The organism is Xanthomonas sp. NCPPB 1754 (assembly GCF_041475725.2).
Lineage (GTDB): Bacteria > Pseudomonadota > Gammaproteobacteria > Xanthomonadales > Xanthomonadaceae > Xanthomonas > Xanthomonas euvesicatoria.
This window is the reverse complement of sequence record NZ_CM192982.1, coordinates 2,002,242-2,025,493: the sequence shown is the minus strand read 5'-3', so window position 1 is coordinate 2,025,493 and position 23,252 is coordinate 2,002,242. Positions and strand designations below refer to the sequence as shown.

Here is a 23,252-nt window from a genome sequence, read left to right as displayed (position 1 = left end):
CCGAACCGGCTTCAGCCGCCCAGTTTGCTCTTCAGCGAGGAGATCACCGCCACCGGCGCAGCCGCCGTGGCCGGCATGCCGCGCGGGTCCACGGCCGACACATAGCTGCCCGCATCGACCTTGACCACGCGCACCAGGAAGCTGGAACCTTCGTAGCTCACATCGTAGGAACCGAGCATCTGGGCCTTGCTGGCAATGGTCAGGCCCGGGATATCGGCCAACGCCGCGCCCACCTTGGCAAACACCTCGTCGCGCTCGCCCGGCACGGTAAAACCGCTGTTGGCGCTCGCCGACGGCGGCGTGTTGCTGTTCTGCTGCGTGGTGGAGGCCAGCGTCGGCACCTTCATCGCACCGGAGGTGTCGGGCAGGTTCAGGTCCGGCGGCACTTCCAGCGGACGAGCTTCCGGCGCCAGCGCATAGTCGCCGCGCGCGCCCTTATGGAACCAGCTGCAACCGCTCGTGGCGGCGACAGTGGCGGTCGCCAGCAACGCGAGCGACAGCACGCGGACGGGGGAAACGGAATGACGCATCGATAGATCTCCTGGGTCAGGCCGCGAGCATTTCGCGGCTGGAAAGCGCTTCCAACGCAATGGCGTCGGCGGCAAGGCGGTCGGCAGCAGGCTGGTGCACCGCAGAAAGAGGCAGCAGCGGCAAGCGCAGGCCGTGGCCGATCCCGGCGCGCTGCAGCAGCGCCTTGACCGGGATGGGATTGGATTCGATTCCGCAGAAGCTGTGGTATTCGCTCAACCGCGCGTCCCAGGCGGTGGCAGCATCGCGCTGGCCGTCGCGGGCCAGATCGCACAGGCGCCGGTACGCCGCCGGCAAGGCGTTAGAAGCGACCGAGATCAGCCCGGCAGCGCCGGACAACATCGCGTGCGCCGCGCTGCCATCGTCGCCGCTGAGCACCACAAAACTGTCGCTGCGCAGCGCCACCAGTGCAGCGATGCGCTCGGGCTCGCTACGTGCTTCCTTGATGCCGACGATGTTCGGATGACCCACCAGCTCGGCCACCGTCTCCGGCAGCAGGTCGCAGCCGGTACGGCCCGGCACGTTGTACAGCACCACCGGCAGGCCACCTTCGTTGGCCACCGCCAGAAAGTGGGCCTTCAACCCGGCTTGGGTCGGACGCACATACGGCGGCGTCACCACCAGCGCGTACTGCGCGCCCAGCGCCGCAGCGCGACGTGTCTGCGCAATGGTCTTTGCCGTGCCGGACAAGCCGGTGCCGGCAAGCACCGGCACCCGGCCGGCGACCTGTGCCACAGCCGCGCGCAGCAGCGTGTCGTATTCGTCGTCGCTCAGTGCGGCCGCTTCACCGGTGGAGCCGGCAACCACGATTCCCTGCACGCCGCCGTGCAACTGCTGCTCCAGCAGCCGCCGCCAGGCATCCAGGTCGAGTGCGCCATCGGGACCGAAGGGGGTCGCCAGCGCGGTGATGATGCCGGAAAGGGACAAGATTCTGCTGCTCTTACGTGACAGGAAAAGGCCCGCGCGCACGCGGGTTGCGACCGCCTGCATGTTACTTGCGGCGCGAAACCACGGGCAAGTATGCTGGTCACCGCCAGGGCGCCTGCCCGGGCGGCCATTCAGCCTGATGCAATGCCGGAAGCCCCTTTGACCGACTCTACACCCCGGCCTTCGCCGACCGAAAATCACCTCCTGATCAACGCCTACACGACGCATCCGGAGTCCCCCCTGTTGCCCGTCACTCGCCGCATCGCCGACAGCGGCTGCAATCTCGTGGACGCCCGTCTGGCCACGGTGGGGCGCGACGTCTCGGTCACCGCACTGGCAACCGGCTCCTGGGATTCGGTCGCCAAGCTCGAAGCCATGCTGACCCGGCTCGAACGCGAAGAAGGATTGAAACTGGTGTGGTATCGCACCGGCCCCAAGCAGACCCAGTCCAACCTGCTGCCCTACATCGTCGAAGTGATCGCCGCCGACAAGCCGGGCATCCTGTTCCAGCTGGCCGATTTCTTCGACCGCCAGGGCATCACCATCGAAAACCTGCAGAGCACGCGCTACCGCGCCATGCAGACCGGCGCGGAGATGTTTTCGGCGCAGGTGACGATCGGCGTGCCGGCCAACATGCACATCGCCGCATTGCGCGATGATTTCCTGGAATTCTGTGATCACCTCAATCTCGACGCGATCATGGACCCGATGAAGTTCTGAGGCACCCGTCAATGGCCATCGCGATCTCTGCGCTAAAACAGATGTTCGACCACATCCGCTCCGAGACCGATTGGAATCTCGACGGCCCGCTGCGCTGGGAATACTTCTTCGCCGATCCTGCGCAGGAGCCTCTGCAGAAGCTCGCCGAGCAACTGAACCAGGACGGCTATCGCGTCATTGACATTTTCCTCGGCGAACGCGACGAAGACGACGGCGATGACGAAGAGTCGTACTTCCTGCATGTGGACAAGAAAGAACACCACACCATCGAGTCGCTGAATCAGCGCAATGTGCAGTTCGACGCACTTGCCAAACGCTTCCATGTGGCTGCTTATGATGGGATGGACGTCGGCCCGGCCTGACCGCGCCGTCGCCCCTCCACTTTGGGCTGAGCAACGATGACCGACGCTGTGCTGGAATTACCCGCCGCAACCTTCGACCTGCCGCTGGCGCTGTCCGGCGGCACCCACACCACCCTGCGCGACCATGCCGGCACATGGCTGGTGCTGTACTTCTACCCGAAGGACAGCACGCCCGGCTGCACCACCGAAGGCCTGGACTTCAATGCCTTGCTGCCGCAGTTCAAAAAAGCGGGCGCGATGGTGTTGGGCGTTTCGCGCGATTCGGTGAAGTCGCACGACAACTTCTGCGCCAAGCAAGGCTTCGCCTTCCCGTTGATCAGCGACAGCGATGAAGCGCTGTGCCGCGCCTTCGACGTGATCAAGGAAAAGAACATGTACGGCAAACAGGTGCTCGGCATCGAGCGCAGCACCTTCTTGCTGTCGCCCGAGGGGCATGTCGTGCAGGAATGGCGCAAGGTCAAGGTCGCCGGCCATGCCGAGGCCGTGCTGGCCGCAGTAAAGGCGCACGCCAAACAGTGACACCCCTCGCTTCCCGCGTCCTCCATCACCCTGCAGCTGCAGGCGTGATGGCTCGCCCCTGCTCCATCACTTGGAAGACCCAATGACCCGAGGCAAGCGCATCTACGTGCTGGACACCAACGTGCTGATGCACGATCCCACCGCGCTGTTCAAGTTCGAGGAACACGATGTGTTCCTGCCGATGCAGGTGATCGAGGAGCTCGACAACGCCAAGAAGGGCACCTCCGAAGTCAGCCGCAATGCACGCCAGGTCAGCCGTTTCCTGGACGAATTGCTGGAAAACACCAACGCCGAGCAGATCCAGGCCGGCATCCTGCTCAGCCATCCGCAGGGCATCCAGCTCAAGGGCCAGGCCGCGATCGGACGGCTGTTTTTCCAGATCAAGCCGATCGACCCGGGCCGCACCTTCGGCGAAATGCTGCCGGACAACAAGATCCTGGCCTCGGTGCTGGCGCTGCGCGAAGAAAATCCGGATGTGCCGGTCATCCTGGTGTCCAAGGACATCAACCTGCGCATCAAGGCCTACATCAGCGGCCTGGTCGCCGAGGACTATCAAAACGACCGTGCGTTGGACGATTTCAGCCTGCTGTTCACCGGCGCCATCGAGCTGCCGGAAGATTTTTGGCAGAAGCACAACGAAGATCTGCGCAGCTGGAACGAACGCGGCCGCACCCATTACGAAATCGTGCTGGCCGAGGACGAAGACTGGTATCCGAACCAGTACCTGTACCTGCCCGGCGAAGATGACGTGGAGCTGCGCGTGGCCAAGGTTGGCGGCGGCAAGGCCACCTTGTGCCTGGTCGACGATTTCCGCAGCGGCCAGCATGCGGTCTGGGGCATCGTGGCACGCAACCGCGAGCAGAATTTCGCGCTCAATGCGCTGATGGACCCGGAGATCGACTTCGTCACCCTGCTCGGCACCGCCGGCACCGGCAAGACCTTGCTCGCACTGGCTGCAGGCCTGGCGCAGACCATGGACCAGCAGCGCTACCGGGAAATCATCATGACCCGTGCCACTGTCAGCGTGGGCGAAGACATCGGCTTCCTGCCGGGGACCGAAGAAGAAAAGATGACCCCGTGGATGGGCGCACTGACCGACAATCTGGAAGTGCTCACGCACAATCAGGAAGGCGGCTCGTGGGGCCGTGCGGCCACCAACGACCTGCTCGCCAGTCGCATCAAGATCCGCTCGATGAACTTCATGCGCGGTCGCACCTTCCTGTCGCGCTATCTGATCCTGGACGAGGCGCAAAACCTCACGCCCAAGCAGATGAAGACGCTGATCACCCGCGCCGGCCCCGGCACCAAGATCGTGTGCCTGGGCAACGTCGAACAGATCGACACCCCGTACCTCACCGAAACTACTTCGGGGCTGACCTACGCGGTGGATCGCTTCAAGGCATGGCCGCATAGCGCGCATATCACGCTGCGTCGCGGCGAGCGCTCGCGTCTGGCCGACTTCGCTTCGGAGGTGTTGTGATGCGCACCTATCGCGGCGCGTTGGCGCTCGCCGTGATCGCGCTGGCCGGCTGCGCCAGCACGCAGGGGCCAGCCAGCGTGCCGACCAATCTCAAGAACGGCCAGTCCTGGATCATCACCCGGCAGAGCGTGGCCGAACAGGTGTTGCAGACCTGCTCGCGCGACAGCCCGGCACGGCATCCAGGCCAGATCAGCGGCTATTGGGCGCCGAGCCATCAGCAGATCGAACAGCTCGAAGCGCGGCAGGATGCGTTGACGCCCACCATTGCCGAGCCACGCGAGTTCGACCGCCAATACGTGGGTGTGGTGATCCAGGGCCAACAGTTGATCTACGTCAACGCGTTCAAGCTTCCCAACGACCCGCCGGTGAAACCGGCGCGGGAAGCGATCCAGGTCTGCGACGGCGGCAGCATGTTCTGGGGTGCGCTGTACGACCCGCAAACCGGCGCGTTCTCGCAGATTGCGATCAACGGTAGCCCCTGACCCGCGATGGGAATCCTGCTACCGCGCTGGGTCTGGATTGGCGCGGTGGCATTGTCGACCGTGGCCGGCATGGTCAATGTGGTGGGCTACCTGGGATCCGAGCACCAGGTGGTCAGCCATCTCACCGGCACGACCAGCCTGCTCGGCGTTGCCCTGGCGCAAGACGCCGCCCCGGACATCGGCTTTCTTTGCGGCATCCTCATCGCCTTCTGCGCAGGCGCCATGCTCAGCGGACTGATCATCCAGGACGATGTCGTACGGCTTGGACAGCGCTACGGCGCCGCGTTGCTGCTCGAGGCGCTGCTGTTGCTGGGCGCGATTGCACTGTTCAAGTTGCATCATGTCGGCGGCGTCCTGTGCGCCGCTGGCGCCTGCGGCCTGCAAAATGCGATGGCGACCACCCTCAGCGGTGCAGCGGTCCGCACCACGCATTTGAGCGGCATGTTCACCGACCTGGGAATCGGCCTGGGGCACCTGCTGCGCGGGCGTCCGCTGCAGGTGCGGCGCCTCACGCTGAGCGCGCTGATCATCAGCGGTTTTCTCGGCGGCAGCATCCTCGGAACCTTGCTGTTCCAGCGCTGGCAGTACGACGCGCTCTACCTGCCCGCCAGCCTCACCGGATTGACCGGCGCCGGTTATGTCGCCTACCTGCAGTGGCGCCGCTGGCGCACAGGATGATGCGCACATCCTCCGGCCAGCAGTGCAGAATCGCCACATGACTACGCCCAGTACGCTGTCCGCATTGAGCATCGCCGGCTCCGACTCCGGGGGCGGCGCCGGCATCCAGGCCGACCTCAAGACCTTCGCCGCGCACCGCGTGCACGGCTTGTCGGCGATTACCGCATTGACCGCGCAACACACCCGCGCCGTCACCGCCGTGCATCTTCCACCGTTGTCGTTTTTGCAGGCGCAGGTGGACGCCTGCTTTGCCGATTTCGAGATCCAGGCGGTCAAGCTCGGCATGCTGGCCAATGCCGACGTCATTCATTGCGTGGCCGACCTGCTTGAGCGATATCGCCCACCGTTCGTGGTGCTCGACCCGGTGATGGTATCCACCAGCGGCGCGCGCCTGCTCGAAGATGCGGCACTGGATGCGCTGCGCACGCGCTTGCTGCCGCTGGCCACCCTGGTCACCCCCAACACGCCCGAGGCCGAGTTGCTGACCGGCCGCCGCATCGACAGCGCCGACGCCGCCGAACATGCCACCGCCGCCTTGCTCGACCTGGGCGCCAACGCCGTGCTGCTCAAGGGCGGACATCTGCACGAAGGCGCACGCGTGCTCGACCGCTTCGATGACGGCGTGACCCAGGATGTGTTCATGCACCCGCGCCTGCAGGTCGATGCGCACGGCACCGGCTGCAGCATATCGGCGGCGATTGCCGCACAGCTGTGCCAGGGCCTGTCGTTGCTCAATGCCTGCGAAGCGGCGATCGATTACGTTGCACGCGCCATCCGCATTGGCCAACGCCCCGGCCACAGCGATGTGCTGGTGCTCGACCACTTCGGCGCCGCGCCCGGCGCATGAGCGTGCAGACCGACACCCTGCTCGCCAGCGCTGCAGATGGGCATCGCTGGCAGGTCATCCGTTGCGCACCGCCGCACCCGACGACAACGCTGCTGTGGCTGCCGGCATTGGGCGTGGCAGCGCGGCATTACCAACCCTTCGCACAGGCGCTCGCGTCCACCGGCGTTGCGGTGTATCTGCACGAATGGCGCGGCAATGGCAGCAGCACGCTGCGCCCGTCGCGTGAGCACGATTGGGGCTATCGCACGCTGCTTGCAGACGACCTTCCCGCCAGCCACGCCCTGCTCGATATCCACGACCCGCAGCTGCCGCGCATGGTCGGTGGACACAGCCTCGGCGGTCAGCTCGCGTGCTGCTACGCCGCGCTGCATCCGGTGCAATTCGCCGAGCTCTGGCTGGTGGCCAGCGGCTCGCCGTACTGGCGCAATTTTCCCGTGCCGATGCGTTACGGCCTGCCCCTGGCGTTTCGGTTGTTGCCTTGGCTGGCGCGCAGGCAGGGCGTGCTGCACGGGCGCAAGCTCGGTTTTGGCGGTACCGAAGCACGCAGCCTGATTGCCGACTGGGCGCAGGTCGGCCGCAGCAATCGCTATCGCGCGGCAGGCGCGCCATGGGACCTGGAACGGGCACTGGGCCAACTGCGCGTGCCGATCCGCGCAGTGACCCTTGCGCGCGACACGTTGGGTCCGGCAGGTGCGCTGCGCGCATTACTGGACAAGATGCCGCAGGCACACCCACGCCATGTGCGATTGGACGATGGGCACCTCGGCGCACGCAGCGATCATTTCGCGTGGATGAAAACGCCTGCGGCCGTGGTCGCTGCGCTGCGTGACGCGCCTGACCACGACCTCGACGGCGCTGGAATTTCACAAAGGGATTGACGGCCCCGTCGGTCATCCGCATAATTCCGCTCCTGACGAGGCGCCCGTAGCTCAGTTGGATAGAGTACCTGGCTACGAACCAGGCGGTCGGGAGTTCGAATCTCTCCGGGCGCACCATCCTCAGAACAAGAAGAATAAGAAGACAGCACGCACGCGCTGATTTTCAGTTAAAAAGATCCGATCGCCCTGCGTCAGATCTGCAAGTCAAAACAAGATATGCGCCCGTAGCTCAGTTGGATAGAGTACCTGGCTACGAACCAGGCGGTCGGGAGTTCGAATCTCTCCGGGCGCACCAATCTTGAAGAAAACGACCAGCTTGCTGGTCTTTTTTTTGCCCGTCGTTTTTGCCGAAGCAGACGATGGCGCGCATTGCGTTGCATTGAGTGTGCTGTTCCATCGCGCGATGCCGATCTCTGAGCAACGCGCTCGCCGACCTCACCACAGGCACCGCCTCCAGGGCAATCAGGCCGTGGCAGTAGCCGCGTTCGCGTCGGCAACCACCGTCACCGGCACCAGCGATGTCACCGGATGCCCGGCATCGCGCCATGCATCCAGACCGCCCAACAGTGGCCGCACATCGCGGTACCCGCGCTCGCGCATCCGCGCGGCCAGCCATGCTGCAGACACCTCGTCCGGACACGCGCAGTAGATCACCACGCTACGATCGCGCGGCACGCTGGCAAGGATCTGCGCCAGCTGGCGCTCATCGGCGAACACGGCGCCAGGAATCGTGTATGGCTGCAACTGGCGATAGCCCGGAGCGCGGATATCCAGCACGGTCGGTCGCAGGCTTTCTTCGCCATCCAATAACGGCACCAGCTCCTCTACCGCGATGCGCGCATGCTCCAGCGATCGCAACAGGCTCTGCCGTCGCCACCAGCGCCAACCGACATAGCCGGCCAGCAAGGCCGCCAAGACCACGATCGCGCCCGAGCCGAGTTCGGACAGCAAGGCGAGCACGTCCTGCACCTGACGCGCGAACACAGCACCCACGCCCAGGCCGACCAACGCCCACAACGATGCACCGAAGGCGTCGTATCGCAGGAACGCCGCAGGACGTACCCGCATTGCTCCGGCCATCGGCACCGAGACCATCGACAAGCCCGGCACGAACTTGGCGACCGCCAGCACGCGCACGCCCCAGCGCGAAAAAAAGCGCTCGGTCTGCTTCATGCAGCTGTCGCGCGACAGCGACAGCCGACACAGCGACTGCAAGGTGCGGTTACCGAAGCGGCGACCGGCCAGATACCAGACCAGATCGCCCAAGAGACTTGCCGCGACAGACACCGCCAACGCCGCAAGCCCGGCCAGCCAGGCATCGCCGCCCCCTTGCAACGCATAGCTGGCACCGACCAGCACCAGGGTCGGCAGCGCTGGCACCGGCAGCCCCAGCGACAACGCCAGCACGTTGGCGAACACCAGCGCCAATCCGTACTGTTCGATCAAGCCTTGCATGCGAGGACCCTGCGCGACGGCGGGCCACCATTATCCGCCCTCCCTCACGGCGGCGACTGCCCGGCAGCGACGGAACGATACGTTGCGGCCAAGGCGTGCAACCAGCGCTCGAACAGGCCTTCGCTACACAAGGCGCGTCGCCACCAGCTCAATGCCTCCCCCTCTTCGCCCGGCCGCCATGCCAGATAAAAGGTTTCGTCGGGCTTGCGGGTTTCCACCTGCACCTCCCGCAGCCGGCCCTCCTGCAGCGCCCCGCGCGCATACGGTTCGGGCAGAAAGCCGTAGCCGGCGCCGGCCAGTTGCAGCAGCAGCTTGGTCTGCATGTCGGGCACGGTGAGCACATCGCGCCCGGAGAGCAGCCCGACCGTGCGCGGCAGCAGGCGCCGCGCCGAGTCCGCCACGGCAATCGCACGGTGTTCGGCCAGCTCCGCCGCGCCCAGCAGGCCGGCATCCGCCAGCGGAGACGTGGATGCCACGGCAAACACGAACCGCAACGTGCCGATCGGCTCGGCCACATAGCCGCCGCCACTGGGCCCCTCGCCCGCCGCCACGATCAGGTCCACGCGCCTGTCCAGCAGCGCCTCCCAACTGCCCGACAACGACTCGCTCAGCACGCGCAGCCGCGTGCTGTCGGCCACGGTGTAGAAGTCCAGGATCTGCGGCTGCAGCAAGGCCGCAGGCAGCACCGCATCCAGCCCGATCGCAAAATCCGACTCCCAGCCGGAGGCCACGCGCCGCACCCGCACCTCCAGCTCTTGCGCGGCACGCAGCAAGTGGCGCCCCTCGCGCAACAGCTCGCGGCCCGCCTGGGTCGGCGTGGCCTTGGGTCCCACCCGCTCGAACAGCTGCACGCCCAGATCCTCTTCCAGTCTGGACACCGTGTAGGAAATCGTCGAAGGCACCTTGAACAGCACCTTGGCTGCGGCCGCGAACGAGCCACGCCGGTCGATGGCATCCAGGATCTGCAGTGCTTCCAGGCTGATTTTCATTGTTCGAAATTTTCGATGCTAGCGGCCAAATCTACTCGCTTTTTGTGCCGGACGCAGAGGTGGAGACTACGCATCAAGCCGCTGGACACCGATCGCCCAGCGCCAATTTCAAACCTTCCAGGAGAAGCAGCATGTTGAATGTCCGCAAGAGCGAAACCCGTGGCCGCGCCGAACATGGCTGGCTGTCCTCACGCCATACCTTCTCCTTTGCCAGCTATCACGATCCGCGCCATATGGGCATTGGCCCGCTACGGGTGATCAACGAGGACAAGGTGCAACCGGGCGAAGGCTTCGGCACCCACGCTCACCGCGACATGGAGATCATTTCCTATGTCCTGGGCGGCGCGCTGGAACACAAGGACAGCATGGGCACCGGCTCGGTCCTGCATTATGGCGACGTGCAGCGGATGAGCGCCGGCAGCGGCGTGACGCACAGCGAGTTCAATCACTCGGCCAGCGAGCCTGTGCACTTCCTGCAGATCTGGGTAATGCCCGAGCGTGCCGGCATCGAGCCAAGCTACGAAGAAAAGCACTTCGATGCCGAGAGCAAGCGTAACCAGTTGCGCTTGATCGCCTCGCCAGGCGGTGACCATGGCTCCCTGCGCCTGCACCAGGACGCACGCCTGTATGCCTCGATCCTGGATGGCCAGGCGCGTTTGCAGCAGCCGCTGGCCGAAGGCCGCATCGGCTACGTGCAGGTGGCCCGCGGCAGCCTGAGCGTCAATGGGCAAGCGCTATCGGCTGGCGACGCGGTGCAGATCGTCGGCGAGCCGGAAATCGTACTGGCCGACGCACGCGATGCCGAGGTCCTGGTGTTCGACCTGCCCAAGTAAGCAAGGCTGGATGGATGGCGTACCTGCGCAGGATTGGTGTGCGATGCGCTGGCCAGTGCCGAAACAAACAAAGCCCGCTCACGCGGGCTTTGTCTTGTGCGCAGCTTCTTGGGAGCTGACCAAACCTGACGCGGCAGCTGATGGCACGTGGCTTACGCACTGTGCCTTGATGCCCAAGATCCGCGAGACGGACATGCGATTTGCGACTGCCGGTTGCGCGCTGCGATCGATGCGTTGCAAATCGCCGCTCGCATCTTTACTGCGGTCGATAGATCGTCGCAGCGGCGCTGATGGCAGCGACTGCCTCAGCACCGCAGGTTCGGGCACTTGCGCCCAGATCCACTCCTAAAGGAAGTTGCAATATGTGAGGGCACATCACGACGTCGCTTGCGAAACGCAGTGAACCATCATCACGCTACTTTCGCTGTCGCGCGCCGCGCAGCCTGCGCATCGACCTGCACTGGCGCGCGATCCGCCCCGCCATCCGCATCGCCATTGACCAAGGCGAACAGCGCATCCGCATCGCCTTCCAGCACGCGCGCCGAACGCGCCAGGTCGCCCACCATCTGCGCCTGGTCGCGCGCCTGCACGCCGATCGACTGCAACGCGGTATTGGCGCTGGAAATGTCCAGCGCCTGATCATGGCTGGCGGCGGCGATCTGCTCCACGGTCGCAGTGACGCGCAGGACCGACGTCACCATGTCCTGCATCACCACACCGGCCTGCTCGGCCAGGCGCGAGCCATCGCCGACCTGATCGGTCGCGTTGTCGATCAGGGACCGGATCTCCCTGGCCGACACGCTGCAGCGCTGCGCAAGGCTACGCACTTCGGTCGCCACCACCGCAAAACCGCGCCCCTGTTCGCCCGCACGCGCCGCCTCGACCGCAGCGTTCAGGGCCAGGATGTTGGTCTGAAACGCGATGCCGTCGATCACCTCGATGATCTGACCGATGCGGTCGGTCGCCGAGCGGATGCCGGCGGTGGTCTTGACCACATCGGCAATGACCTCGGCACCGCGCCGCGCCACCGTGGCCGAGTCTTCGGCCATGCGCCGCGCCGAACCGGCATTCTCGGAATTGGCCCGCACCGTTGCGGCCAGCTGATCGATCGTGCTCGAGGTCTGTGCCACCGCAGCAGACTGCGTAGACACGCGACTGACCAGCTCCTGGTTGCTCACGGAAATATGGTGCGCCTCGCGCTGCACGTTCTGCGCAATGCTCATGGTCTGCAGCATCAAATCGCGCATCCGTTCGGCCGAACGCACCTGGTCAGTGACGTCGGTTGCGTATTTGACCACCTTGTAGGGTCGCCCGGAGACGTCCAGGATCGGGTTGTAGGAAGCCTGGATCCATACCGTGCTGCCATCCTTGCGCAGTCGGCGATAACGTCCCGCATCGAACTGGCCGCTCGCCAGTTTTGCCCAGAACTGCCGGTACTCCTCGGACGCGCAGTAGGCCGCATCGACGAACACGCTGTGGTGTTGGCCGATCGCCTCGGCCGCCGGATACCCCATGATGGTCAGGAAGTTTTCGTTCGCACCGAGCACGTTCCCTTGCAGGTCGAACTCGATCACCCCCATGACCTTGTCGATCGCCCGGATACGCCCGTCCGCATCGGCCGAATCGATCACCTGGCGGGTCACGTCGGTGGCGTACTTGACCACCTTGTACGGTCGCCCGTGCTCATCGAGCACCGGGTTGTAGGACGCCTGGATCCACACCTCCCTGCCGTCCTTGCCGATGCGCCGATAGCGGCCCGCATCGAAGGCACCGCGCCCGAGCGAATCCCAGAACGCGCGATACGCAGCCGACTGGCGCGTGCCGGCATCGACAAACATGCCATGGTGCTTGCCGCGAATCTCCTCGAGCCGGTAGCCCATCACGTGCAGGAAATTCTGGTTGGCCGCGAGCACGGTGCCGTCCAGCGAAAACTCGATGACCGCCATCACCTTGTCGATGGCGTCGATGCGCCCCTCGAAGTCGGCTGTCTGGCGTACCTGCGCAGTGATGTCGGTGGCGTACTTCACCACGCGATATGCCTTGCCGGATCGATCCAGCAACGGGTTGTAGGAGGCATTGATCCACACCTCGTGCCCGCGCTTGTCCAGCCGGCAGAAGCGCCCGGCATTGAAGTCGCCGCGCCGCAGCCCTTCCCAGAAGTGCCGATAGCTTTCGCTGTCGCGATCTGCGGCCGTCACGAACATGCGGTGGTGCTGGCCGACCACCTCGTCCAGCCGATACCCCATCAGGGCCAGGAAGTTCGAGTTTGCATCCAGAATGCGACCGTCCAGATCGAACTCGATCACCGCCATCACCCGGTCCACCGCTGCGACCTTGTGTTGCAGCCCGCGACCCCAGAAGGAGAACACACGTCCAAGCAGGTGCGATAGGCGCATCACGTCAACATCCGAGATATGGTTCACGTCCTTAGCGACCCATGCGCCGGTTACTTGACCCCCACCACGTACCGCATCTACAAGGCGGTTCAGATGCGTAAGGCAGCGGCGACGCGCTCCGGCGCGAAGCGGCAATGGCACTGGCCCTGAGTTGCCTTTATGGCATCCCGGGCAGGCGATCCAACGGGGTGCAAGACCTCAATAGCTGCGCTGCCAGCCTCGACTGCCGAATATCGATAGGCCTTTCACGCCGGGTCTTCGGCCCCGGTTCTGGCTTTGGTTGGTTTTGGTTTTGATCCTTATTCCTGGATGGTTCGCTGGAGTGCAGTGGCGCATCGCTCCAGTTGCAGCAGCGACAAATCCAACGCTGTACTCTCGCGCGCAGAATCAGCGCCTTCGTACACCACCCGCCTGCATGCGCAAGGCGGCAAAAAACCGAAGTGCCCAAGACGCCATCGATACGAGGCTCATTACTGACGTCGATGCGCCTCGCTCGATGCGCTGCACGGCGCGTTGGCGTACACGACACTGGAGAGTGCTGCTTCGCCGGGTGTCGCGCCCTCTCCGCAAGCGCATGCCACCAACCATGCCGATGGAATGACATGTCAGAGATGCGCCGAAATCCGGCGGAGGGGCAGCGAGCAAGCAGGACGCGACCTCTTCGCAACGCGACAAGGAATCTCACGCTCGCGCTGCAGGCGCCTAAGGCGTCACTATCGACTGTCGAGCGATGCGAGCAAGACCAGGGCCTTCGCTAGCTGGCAACTCTCATGCTTGAGATGCAGCCGGTGAGAGACGCAAAGAATCGTTACCAGCCTCCGGCTAGCAACCGAGCTCGGAGGCGATACTCCCTGAAGCACTGTGGCCGCTGGCGACGCGCGCACAGCGTGACCCTTTCGCCGTCCTCACCGATGGCCTGGAGACTGTTGGCAGGAGTGTGCTCCAGGGCGTCTGCAGCGTTGAACCAACGCCAGCGAGCACCCACGGATATCGCAGAATTCGACGACACGCATTGCCGCAGGCGACGCTCTCAAGCAGCATCGCCTTCTCGACGAACCCGCAGCACAAATAAAAACGCCCACAAATCAGTGATTTGCGGGCGTTTAGAACACTGGCGGAGCGAGAGGGATTCGAACCCTCGATAGAGCTTTTGACCCTATACTCCCTTAGCAGGGGAGCCCCTTCAGCCGCTCGGGCATCGCTCCAGTTTTTTGCTGCCTGCCGCGATGTCCGTGGCAGGCCGCGAAGAATACCGGGTAAGAGGGGCTAACGTAAACCCTTGACAACGATCAATTCGAAGAATCGTCACCGTGATGTGCGCCGGAAGCGACCGGCTCATCCCCACGCTGGATGCGCTGATAGATTTCTTCGCGATGCACAGCCACATCCTTGGGTGCGGTGATACCGATACGCACCTGATTGCCCTTGACGCCGAGAACGGTCACGGTGACCGAGTCGCCGATCATCAAGGTTTCGCCTACCCGGCGAGTGAGGATCAACATTTTGCAAATCTCCTGGAACCGGTGGATTTCCCACCAGCATCGACGGCCTCCTGAGTGAGACGCGCCCTACGTAAAGGGAATAGACCAGAAATGGTAGCGGGACATCCTGCTAGCCAGCAAGGCATAGCAGGACAAGTGTTCAGCCCAAGTGTTGCTTGACCCAGAGGGGCACACCGTCGAGTGCGGTCGCAAGGGCGGGCCCGTCCTCGCCACCACCCTGGGCGAGATCCGGACGGCCGCCGCCCTTGCCGCCGATCTGACTGGCGATGTGACCGAGGAGTTCCCCTGCCTTCACCTTGCCAGTTGGGCTGCCGTTCACACCGGCGACGAGCGCCACCTTGCCGCCCGAAGCGCCAGCCAGCACGATGACCGAATCACCGAGCTGTTGCTTCAGGCGATCCATCGCATCGCGCAGCGCCTTGGCATCGAAGCCCTCCAGACGCACCGCGACAACCTTGACTCCGGCGACATCGATCGCGCTAGCGCCCAAATCGGCAGTCGCACCCGACGCCAACTTGGCCTTGAGCGATTCCAGCTCGCGCTCCAGCCGCTTCTGGCGCTCGGTCAGTGCGCGCACCTTGTCCACCACCTCGGTGGTGTTGCCGCCGAGCAGATTGGCCGCTTCCAGCAGGCGACGTTCCTCGTCAGCCACATAGTCCAGCGCGCCCTGCCCGGTCACCGCTTCGATACGACGCACGCCCGACGACACGCCGCCTTCGGAGGTGATCTTGAACAAGCCGATGTCGCCGGTGCGGGTGACGTGGGTACCGCCACACAGCTCGGTGGAATAGCCGCCCATCTTGAGCACGCGGACATTTTCTCCGTACTTCTCGCCGAACAGCGCCATCGCGCCGAAATCCAGCGCCTCCTGCATGGCCATGTTGTGCACTTCCACGCCATGGTTGGTGCGCACTTCGGCGTTGACCTTACGCTCGATCACAGCGAGCTCGTCGGCAGTGATTGGCTGGAAGTGCGAGAAGTCAAAGCGCAGACGATCAGGCGCGACCAGCGAGCCCTTCTGTTGCACATGCGTTCCCAGGACTTCGCGCAGGGCGGCGTGAAGTAGATGGGTGGCCGAGTGGTTGAGGATGGTCTTGCCGCGACGTTGCGTGTCGATCCCGCCGGCAAGCACATCGCCAAGCGCGAGCGCGCCTTCGCTGATGCGTCCCACATGCCCGTGGAACTGGCCTGCGAACTTCTGCGTATCGGTAACGTCGATCGACACGCCGGGGCCGCTCAGCTGGCCGCTGTCGCCGACCTGACCACCCGACTCGGCATAGAACGGCGTGCGGTCAGTGAACACGATCACCTCATCGCCCGCTTCCGCACGTTCGACCGGGCGGCCCTGCTTGAGCAGTGCCACGACCTTGAGGGCATCGGCATCGTACGCTTCGTAGCCCAGGAACACGGTCGGCGACATGCTGGCGACCAGGTCCGCCGGCAATGCGACGCCACCGCCGAACTTGCCAGCCGCGCGCGCCGTCTCGCGCTGGCGCTCCATCGCGAACTCGAAGCCCTCCATGTCCACGCGCATGCCGCGCTCGCGCGCGATGTCGGCAGTCAGGTCGACCGGGAAGCCGTAAGTGTCGTACAGCCGAAACGCGTCGGCGCCCGGGATGATGTCCTGCGAGCGCGATGCGACCTCGTCGAAGATCTTCATGCCGGCGTCCAGCGTCTCGGCAAAGCGCTCTTCTTCGGCCAACAGCGCGCGCGCCACAGTGTCCTGCGCCACCACCAGTTCGGGATAGGCTTCGCCCATCAGCTCCACCAGCGTGGGCACCATCTTGCTGAAGAACGGCTGGCGCACGCCCAACATCCAACCATGGCGCAGCGCACGCCGGATGATCCGGCGCAGCACATAGCCGCGGCCTTCGTTGGAGGGCAACACGCCATCGACGATGAGGAAAGAACAGGCGCGGATGTGATCGGCGATTACCCGCAGCGACTTATTCTCCAGATCGGTGATGCCGGTCAGCGCACTGGCCTTGCCGATCAACGCCTGGAACAGGTCGATTTCATAGTTGGTATGGACGTGCTGCAGGATCGCAGCCAGACGCTCCAAGCCCATGCCCGTGTCCACGCACGGCGCCGGCAGCGGCACCAGGGTGCCGTCGGGCTGGCGATCGAACTGCATGAAGACCAGGTTCCAGATCTCGATGAAGCGGTCGCCGTCTTCATCCGGGGACCCCGGTGGACCACCGGCGATGTGATCGCCGTGGTCGAAGAAGATTTCGGTACACGGGCCGCAAGGGCCGGTATCGGCCATCTGCCAGAAATTGTCCGACGCGTAGGGGGCACCCTTGTTGTCGCCAATGCGCACGATGCGGCTTTCAGGGATGCCGATCATGTCGCGCCACAACGCGAAGGCTTCTTCGTCGGTGTGATAGACGGTGACCAGCAGGCGGTCGGCCGGCAGCTTCCAGACCTGGGTCAACAGTTCCCATGCCCAGGCGATGGCGTCCTTCTTGAAATAGTCGCCGAACGACCAGTTGCCGAGCATTTCGAAGAAGGTGTGGTGGCGTGCAGTGTAGCCCACCGAGTCCAGATCGTTGTGCTTGCCACCGGCACGCAGGCAGCGCTGCACGTCTGCAGCACGGACGTAGCTGCGCTTCTCCGCGCCAAGGAAGACGTCCTTGAACTGGACCATGCCGGAGTTGGTAAACAGCAAGGTGGGGTCGTTGCCCGGCACCAGCGGCGCGGATGGCACGATGGTGTGGCCCTTCCCCTCGAAGAACGCGAGGAAGTCACTACGAATCTGGGAAGTGCTGAATTTGGCAGGTGCGTTCATGTGCTGGCATTGGGCGGGCGGCAGTCCCGGTCACCCAATGACATGTGGGCGCAGATGAGCGGAACAACCTGAAACCACGAAGGGTAGCAGGCCTGACGCCCTCAGTCCTCAAGGTCGAAGCGCGTGGCGGCGCGAATGCTGTTGCCGTCGAAACCCCGCCGGGCCAGCAGATCGGCGGCCTTGCGCCGCTGCGGAAGGTCGGTTGGGCCTTGTTCGCCGAACCGACGGCGGATCAGGTCGCGCGCGTTTTCGGTCCAATCCCCTTCGAAGGTCGCCAAAGCGGCACTGATGGCCTCGCTATCCAGGCCATGGGTCCCGAGCTCGGCACGAATATGCAGCGGGCCATAACCAGAACCGGCGCGATTGCGCACCACTGCAGCAGCGAAGCGGGTGTCGTCCTGCCACCCCTCGTCCGTGAGCCGATCGACGGCCGCCTGCGCCGCATCTGGCTCGATCCCGCGGGCCAGCAGCTTGCGGTTCAATTCCTTGCGCGAATGTTCGCGCCGCACCAATAGGCCGAGTGCGCGCTGGACCGGCGTCTGTTCCTTGAACCGGCGCCCCCGCTTTGGTGCGGGCTCTTGCTCGTCCATCGTTGAGGTGTCCCAAATGGCCAAGATCAGTTACGACATCAATGCGCCGTCCATGGCGCCTGCCCTCCTGGCCTTCGATAGATCTACCGCGAGAAGCGACGGCACTGACTCCGCCGTCCTCGCGATAGAAAAACTTCAACACGCTCGAACCTGCTGCCCCAGCGCCGGGCGGACGTGGGCGGCAATGGAGCGGTGGCGTACCGTGCGAGGTTCCGCCCACCGCTCACCAATAGCATCACCGTCACCGACTCCCGGCAAACCGACTCCGGCGACTGGTGATGTTGTGCGGCTGCAACTTATTCCTTGTCTTCGTCGTCGCCGGCCTCGCGCGGTGCTTCGGCAGGCTGGAACTTCTCACGCAACTCGGCTTCCAGCCGGGTCGCAACCTGCGGGTTGTCGCGCAGGTAGGTCCGTGCGTTGTCCTTGCCCTGCCCGATGCGCTCATCGCCGTAGCTGTACCAGGCGCCGGCCTTGTCGACCAGCTTGGCTTCCACGCCCATGTCGATCAATTCGCCCTCGCGGCTGATGCCTTCGCCATACAGGATTTCGGTCACGACCTGCTTGAACGGAGGCGCCAGCTTGTTCTTGACCACCTTGATCTTGGTCTGGTTGCCGATGATCTCGTCGCCCTTCTTGATCGCACCGATACGGCGAATATCCAGACGCACCGAGGCGTAGAACTTCAGCGCGTTGCCGCCGGTGGTCACTTCCGGGCTCTGGCCCGGCATCATGACGCCGATCTTCATGCGCAGCTGATTGATGAAGACCACCAGCGTATTGGAGCGCTTGATATTGCCGGTGAGCTTGCGCAGCGCCTGGCTCATCAGGCGAGCCTGCAAACCAGGCAACTGGTCGCCCATCTCGCCTTCGATTTCCGCCTTTGGCGTCAGTGCGGCAACCGAGTCGACCACCACGATATCAACCGAACCCGAGCGCACCAGCATGTCGGCAATTTCCAGTGCCTGCTCACCGGTATCGGGCTGCGACAGCAGCAGGTCGTCGACGTTGACGCCCAGCTTGGCCGCATAAATCGGGTCCAGCGCGTGCTCGGCGTCGATGAAGGCAGCGGTGCCGCCGTTCTTCTGGCACTGGGCAATGGCTTGCAGGGTCAAGGTGGTCTTGCCGGAAGATTCCGGGCCGTAGATTTCGACCACGCGGCCCTTCGGCAGGCCGCCGATCCCCAGGGCGATATCCAGCATCAGCGAGCCGGTCGGGATGACTTCGACCGCCTCGATGACGCGGTCGCCCATGCGCATGACCGAACCCTTGCCGAATTGCTTTTCGATCTGGCTCAGTGCGGCGGAAAGGGCGCGCTTCTTGTTCTCGTCCATCTGGGTGATCCTCGTCAGTGATTTCGGTATGGGGCTAATGTAGCGGCGGTGTATCGCACAGGCTGAGACTGCAGGCGACACACTCAGATTAGGGAGGCGGAAGGTCCCGCGGCAGCGGGAAATCCTGCGGTGCCAGCTCGGAGAAACGCCGGCACGGCCATCGGCGCAGACCTCAGCGGTTAGGCCTCAACAGTCCGCAATACAGTCCTTCAATCGCGAAATCCTGATCCGGTAGCACCTCAATGGGCGCGTAGTCCGGATTGCGCGGCAACAGCCGGATGCGGTCCTTGCCGATCTTCAGCAGCTTTACCGTGATTTCCTCATCGATCCGCGCCACCACGATCTGCCCCGAGCGCGCGTCGCGGGTACGGTGCACGCCGATCAGGTCGCCATTGAAGATGCCTTCGTCGCGCATCGAATCGCCTTGCACCTTGAGCAGATAATCCGGCGAGGGCGAGAAAAACACACGATCCAGTACAACGAAGTCGTCCGAGCCGATATCGGCACCGATCGGCAAACCCGCCGCAACGCGGCCCAGCACCGGCAGGCGCAGCACATCGTCGCGGGCCGCCTCGCTCACCGGAGCCGTGCGTGTCTGCCCACCCTGCCCGGCCAGCCGTATCCCGCGCGCCTGGCCCGGAACGCGGCGGATCGCCCCCGCATGCTCCAGCGCTTCCAGGTGATATTGCGCCGCGCGGACGCCCTTGAAGCCGAACGCGCGCGCGATCTCGGTCTGCGACGGCGGAACACCATCGGCATCGATGCGCTCGGCGATCAAGGCCAGGATTGCTTGCTGGGTATCGGTCAGGTCCATGGTTAGTAGTATTACTACTAACGAGCGCCTGCGCAAGTGTTCGCCGCGCCCTACCTGACGCCACCACGATGCCCGCGCGTCGCGCTAGCGCCGGCTTCGCCAGATCGAAAACAGGATCCAGATACCGCATAGCGCCGCGCCGATGAAACCGCCCACGCCCAGCGCGAGCAACCAGCGGCTGGCGCTCCCGCCGACGCTGTTCATGACGATCGAGGAGCCGATCACCAACGCGGCAGTCACGATCCCCATCGTGAGGCGATTGGCCGCGCGGTCGACCTGCTCGCCGAACTCGCGCAATGCGCGTGTTTCGATCTGAAGCTGCAGCTTGCCGCGGCGTGCGGCTTGCAACAGGCGCTTGAGGTCGCGCGGCAGATCGCCGATCAGGTCGATTGCGCCAGTCACGGTCCGCCGGCCGCGCCGCACGATGGCGCGCGGCGCATAGCGCTGCAACACCACGCGTTCCAGATATGGGCGCGCCTCGGTGGCCATGTCGAAGTCCGGATCGAGCTGGCGCCCCATGCCTTCCAGGGTGAGAAAGGCCTTGATCATCAGCGCCAGATCCGATGGCAGCGTCAGTCCGTGATCGCGCAGGATGGAAGTGACGTCGCCAAGCATTGCGCCAATACGCAATTCTTTCAGCGGCACGCCGCGATACTCGTCGACGAACGCGCCGATGTCTTGCTGCAAACGCGCCTCGTCGATCTCCAGGCTGGTGCCCGCCCATTCCAGCAAGACGTCGATCACTGCTTCGGCGTCGTAGCTGACCATGCCGTGCAGCAGCTGTGCGACCTGAAACCGACGCTGCTCGGAGACGCGCCCGACCATGCCGAAATCGATGACCGCGATGCGCCCGTCGCGCAGGTAAAAAATGTTCCCCGGATGCGGGTCGGCGTGGAAGCAGCCGTCCTGCAACACCATCTTGAGCACGATGCCGGCACCGGCACGTGCGAGCGCCCTGCGATCCAGGCCGGCCGCATCGACGGCGAGCAGATCGCGCCCCGGAATTCCATCGATGAATTCCTGCACGTTGAGCGACTCGCAGGTCCACTCCCAGTACACCGCCGGCACCACCACCTGCGTATCGTGCGCGAAGTTGGCGGCGATGCGTTCGGCGTTGCGCCCTTCCGCAGCGAAGTCCAGCTCGCGTCGCAGCGAGACGGTAAATTGCTGCACCACCTCGGAAGGACGGTAGCGCTTGAGATCCGGTGCGCGGGTTTCGACGATTTCAGCAAGCCGGGCGAGCAGGCGCAGATCCGCGTCGATGGTGTCACCGATATCGGGACGACGAATCTTCAATACCACCGGCGTGCCATCGACCAACCACGCGCGATGGGTCTGTGCCAGCGAGGCGGCCGCCAGCGGCTGTTCGTCCAGGCGCGCGAAGACGGTTTCCGGCTCCATGCCCAGCGCAGCAACCAGCTGTGGGCGAATCTGCTCGAACGGCAGCGCCGGCACCGCGTTCTGCAGCTCGCTCAATTCTTCGATCCACTCCGGTGGCAGCAGATCCACACGCGTGGCCAGCACCTGGCCCAGTTTGACGAAGGTGGGTCCGAGCTCTTCCAGTGCACGCCGCACGCGCATCGCTGCGGACATGCGCAACCGGCCCTCGGCGTTCTGCCAATGCAACAGCCTGCCGGCGCGCTCAAGCACATCGGCCATGCCGATACGACGCACCACATCGCCGAAGCCGTAGCGGATCAGGACCGAGGCGATTTCCTGCAGACGCCCAAGATCACGTACCGTGCCGAGTGCTTCCCACATCAGCGCACCGCCTGCGAGCGCGTTGCGCTCAGGCGCTGCGTGACACTGCAGTAGATAGCAGCCTGCAACGCGGCGATCGATGGGACAGAAGCAAGAAACGAATGCATTGGCACGCTGGGCGGTGAGCAGACCTTGTTTGTAGCCGATCTGCCCTCCGCTGTCGCGCTCTCGCCTCGTCCAAGCTCAGCGCAGGTTGCAAGGCGCGCGGTACATGCGCAACAGGCAGCGTTCGCTGATGAGCTGCCTGCACCCGGGTTGCGCCATTGTCGCTTCGCAGCCTCGTTGCCGCATGTGCCAAGTAACGCGTCCGCGCAGCGTGCTGCAGCGGCGTGTCGACAACGAGGCCAAGCCAGTTCTTGGGACGGCGCTCGGTTACGGCCTTGGGTTCCCAGGCTGTGCGAGATTGCGCCGGAAATGGGGCGCCGCGGATCTGCTGCCGAACGCCATCAGCGAACCGGACGACCGCTAGAGCAGCGCGCTCAACCCGCGCAATGCTGCGACGACGGTCTGACGACGCACCGCATCGCGGTCGCCATTGAACTGGAACAGTTGTGCGGTGGCATAACCGCCACGGCGTTTCCAGCCGATCCAGACCGTGCCGACCGGCTTGTCCTCACTGCCGCCGCCGGGCCCGGCGATGCCGGTCACCGCCACCGCGATGCTTGCGCCGGAATTCACCAGGGCGCCAGAGACCATTTCGATCACCGTTTCGCGACTGACCGCCCCGTGCACTTCCAAAGTCTGTGGGCGGACACCGAGCAGCGCCTGCTTGGCCTCGTAGCTATAGGCGGCCATGCCGCAATCGAACCAGTGCGAGGAGCCGGCGACATCGGTCACCGCCTTGGCGATCCAGCCACCCGTACAACTCTCGGCAGTGACCAGGCGCTCGCGCGCGGCAAGCAATTGCTGTCCGAGGGCTTCGGCCAGCTGCTGCAGTTCGGAATCAGCGGAAAAAGACATGGGCACGGCAAGGAAGGGGCAGCGGACGTTTTAGCCCAATTCGTCGCGCCTGTCTGCCGCTGGCGCCGATTCCGGGTGGGCGCGAGGTGGCCAAGGTTCAGTGGCGATGTGCGGCCAATATGCGGTACGGCGGGTCTGGACGGGCTTGCATGTGCGCCGCTGTGCCGGCCGCACGTGGTCAACGTGCAGCGCCGCCTCCAAGCACCGAATCACCGCACCCAGGGCGTCATTCCTGATCACAGGTGTGATGCGCCACATGAGCGCACCACTGCACTCTTGCGCAGCACGCACTGCTCATATTGATTTCTGTGAGTTCCGGCTGGCCGGGACGAGGCCTGGCAACTGCCGCACAGCGACGCGCTCCACCCTTCCCCATGCGCCTTGAAGCAGCAGCACGGTCGTGTGCGACCGA

The 23,252-nt window shown here is 64.4% G+C and carries 21 protein-coding genes and 3 tRNA genes; 11 read left to right on the top strand and 13 right to left on the bottom strand.

From position 1 onward, the window contains the following. Positions 1-11: 11 nt before the first annotated feature. Both ACCQ15_RS09045 and dapA read right to left on the bottom strand, forming a co-directional pair. A complete protein-coding gene (locus ACCQ15_RS09045) occupies positions 12-530 on the bottom strand; it encodes a hypothetical protein (RefSeq protein WP_008574742.1) in 519 nt (172 codons plus the stop codon). Positions 531-546: 16 nt separating this feature from the next. Then, entirely contained in the window at positions 547-1,455 is a 909-nt protein-coding gene (dapA, locus tag ACCQ15_RS09040) for a 4-hydroxy-tetrahydrodipicolinate synthase (RefSeq protein WP_372381430.1), read from the bottom strand. A gap of 93 nt (positions 1,456-1,548) precedes the next feature. Here dapA and ACCQ15_RS09035 point away from each other — a divergent pair, with 93 nt between their 5' ends. From ACCQ15_RS09035 to ACCQ15_RS08990, 10 genes are all read left to right on the top strand, one after another. Then, positions 1,549-2,175: a glycine cleavage system transcriptional repressor gene (locus tag ACCQ15_RS09035; protein ID WP_002813792.1), complete on the top strand. Its 627-nt coding sequence runs from the start codon at positions 1,549-1,551 to the stop codon at positions 2,173-2,175. A gap of 11 nt (positions 2,176-2,186) precedes the next feature. Beyond that, positions 2,187-2,537: a ribonuclease E inhibitor RraB gene (locus ACCQ15_RS09030; protein ID WP_136733773.1), complete on the top strand. Its 351-nt coding sequence runs from the start codon at positions 2,187-2,189 to the stop codon at positions 2,535-2,537. Positions 2,538-2,573: 36 nt separating this feature from the next. Further along, the gene (locus ACCQ15_RS09025) at positions 2,574-3,056 is read left to right on the top strand and encodes a peroxiredoxin (RefSeq protein WP_008574748.1); all 483 of its coding nucleotides are present in this window, start codon (positions 2,574-2,576) and stop codon (positions 3,054-3,056) included. 82 nt (positions 3,057-3,138) lie between these two features. After that, positions 3,139-4,536: a PhoH family protein gene (locus ACCQ15_RS09020; protein ID WP_029819225.1), complete on the top strand. Its 1,398-nt coding sequence runs from the start codon at positions 3,139-3,141 to the stop codon at positions 4,534-4,536. Further along, the gene (locus ACCQ15_RS09015; RefSeq protein ID WP_014089992.1) at positions 4,536-5,018 is read left to right on the top strand and encodes a hypothetical protein; all 483 of its coding nucleotides are present in this window, start codon (positions 4,536-4,538) and stop codon (positions 5,016-5,018) included. Before ACCQ15_RS09020 ends, ACCQ15_RS09015 begins: the two co-directional genes overlap by 1 nt. A 6-nt stretch (positions 5,019-5,024) precedes the next feature. Then, a complete protein-coding gene (locus ACCQ15_RS09010) occupies positions 5,025-5,696 on the top strand; it encodes a YoaK family protein (RefSeq protein WP_014089991.1) in 672 nt (223 codons plus the stop codon). A 37-nt stretch (positions 5,697-5,733) separates the two neighbouring features. Further along, positions 5,734-6,543, top strand: coding sequence for a bifunctional hydroxymethylpyrimidine kinase/phosphomethylpyrimidine kinase (gene thiD / locus ACCQ15_RS09005; protein WP_372381429.1), 810 nt, complete (start codon positions 5,734-5,736; stop codon positions 6,541-6,543). Next, positions 6,540-7,421 (top strand): alpha/beta hydrolase family protein, encoded by an 882-nt coding sequence (locus ACCQ15_RS09000; protein WP_014089989.1) that lies wholly within the window; start codon positions 6,540-6,542, stop codon positions 7,419-7,421. The genes thiD and ACCQ15_RS09000 overlap by 4 nt, the downstream gene beginning before the upstream one ends. A gap of 40 nt (positions 7,422-7,461) precedes the next feature. Beyond that, positions 7,462-7,538, top strand: a tRNA-Arg gene (locus tag ACCQ15_RS08995). A 101-nt stretch (positions 7,539-7,639) separates the two neighbouring features. Continuing rightward, a tRNA-Arg gene (locus ACCQ15_RS08990) sits at positions 7,640-7,716 on the top strand. Between the two features lie 167 nt (positions 7,717-7,883). Here ACCQ15_RS08990 and ACCQ15_RS08985 read toward each other — a convergent pair. Beyond that, positions 7,884-8,876: a DedA family protein/thiosulfate sulfurtransferase GlpE gene (locus tag ACCQ15_RS08985; protein ID WP_014089988.1), complete on the bottom strand. Its 993-nt coding sequence runs from the start codon at positions 8,874-8,876 to the stop codon at positions 7,884-7,886. 44 nt (positions 8,877-8,920) lie between these two features. After that, positions 8,921-9,865, bottom strand: coding sequence for a LysR family transcriptional regulator (locus ACCQ15_RS08980; protein WP_122273025.1), 945 nt, complete (start codon positions 9,863-9,865; stop codon positions 8,921-8,923). Positions 9,866-9,996: 131 nt separating this feature from the next. On the opposite strand from ACCQ15_RS08980, the gene ACCQ15_RS08975 reads away from it, so the two are divergent. Beyond that, on the top strand, positions 9,997-10,698 hold the full coding sequence (locus ACCQ15_RS08975; RefSeq protein WP_011347116.1) for a pirin family protein: 702 nt from the start codon (positions 9,997-9,999) through the stop codon (positions 10,696-10,698). 410 nt (positions 10,699-11,108) lie between these two features. Here ACCQ15_RS08975 and ACCQ15_RS08970 read toward each other — a convergent pair whose 3' ends face one another. The 9 genes from ACCQ15_RS08970 to ACCQ15_RS08930 all read right to left on the bottom strand — a co-directional run bounded on the left by ACCQ15_RS08970 (position 11,109) and on the right by ACCQ15_RS08930 (position 22,840). Beyond that, on the bottom strand, positions 11,109-13,067 hold the full coding sequence (locus ACCQ15_RS08970) for a methyl-accepting chemotaxis protein (RefSeq protein ID WP_029819220.1): 1,959 nt from the start codon (positions 13,065-13,067) through the stop codon (positions 11,109-11,111). A 1,139-nt stretch (positions 13,068-14,206) separates the two neighbouring features. Beyond that, positions 14,207-14,299: transfer RNA gene (locus ACCQ15_RS08965), tRNA-Ser, on the bottom strand. An 84-nt stretch (positions 14,300-14,383) separates the two neighbouring features. Further along, on the bottom strand, positions 14,384-14,596 hold the full coding sequence (gene csrA, locus ACCQ15_RS08960) for a carbon storage regulator CsrA (RefSeq protein WP_003481884.1): 213 nt from the start codon (positions 14,594-14,596) through the stop codon (positions 14,384-14,386). Between the two features lie 139 nt (positions 14,597-14,735). Then, positions 14,736-17,384: an alanine--tRNA ligase gene (gene alaS / locus ACCQ15_RS08955; protein ID WP_031422302.1), complete on the bottom strand. Its 2,649-nt coding sequence runs from the start codon at positions 17,382-17,384 to the stop codon at positions 14,736-14,738. Between the two features lie 101 nt (positions 17,385-17,485). Further along, on the bottom strand, positions 17,486-17,974 hold the full coding sequence (gene recX / locus ACCQ15_RS08950; RefSeq protein WP_029819218.1) for a recombination regulator RecX: 489 nt from the start codon (positions 17,972-17,974) through the stop codon (positions 17,486-17,488). A gap of 296 nt (positions 17,975-18,270) precedes the next feature. Beyond that, on the bottom strand, positions 18,271-19,305 hold the full coding sequence (gene recA / locus ACCQ15_RS08945) for a recombinase RecA (protein WP_008574635.1): 1,035 nt from the start codon (positions 19,303-19,305) through the stop codon (positions 18,271-18,273). A gap of 172 nt (positions 19,306-19,477) precedes the next feature. Continuing rightward, on the bottom strand, positions 19,478-20,119 hold the full coding sequence (gene lexA / locus ACCQ15_RS08940; protein WP_122273027.1) for a transcriptional repressor LexA: 642 nt from the start codon (positions 20,117-20,119) through the stop codon (positions 19,478-19,480). An 84-nt stretch (positions 20,120-20,203) separates the two neighbouring features. Then, positions 20,204-21,880, bottom strand: a complete 1,677-nt coding sequence (gene ubiB / locus ACCQ15_RS08935) for a 2-polyprenylphenol 6-hydroxylase (protein WP_008574639.1) — start codon at positions 21,878-21,880, stop codon at positions 20,204-20,206. Between the two features lie 465 nt (positions 21,881-22,345). Next, on the bottom strand, positions 22,346-22,840 hold the full coding sequence (locus ACCQ15_RS08930; protein ID WP_008574640.1) for a CinA family protein: 495 nt from the start codon (positions 22,838-22,840) through the stop codon (positions 22,346-22,348). Between the last annotated feature and the right edge of the window lie 412 nt (positions 22,841-23,252).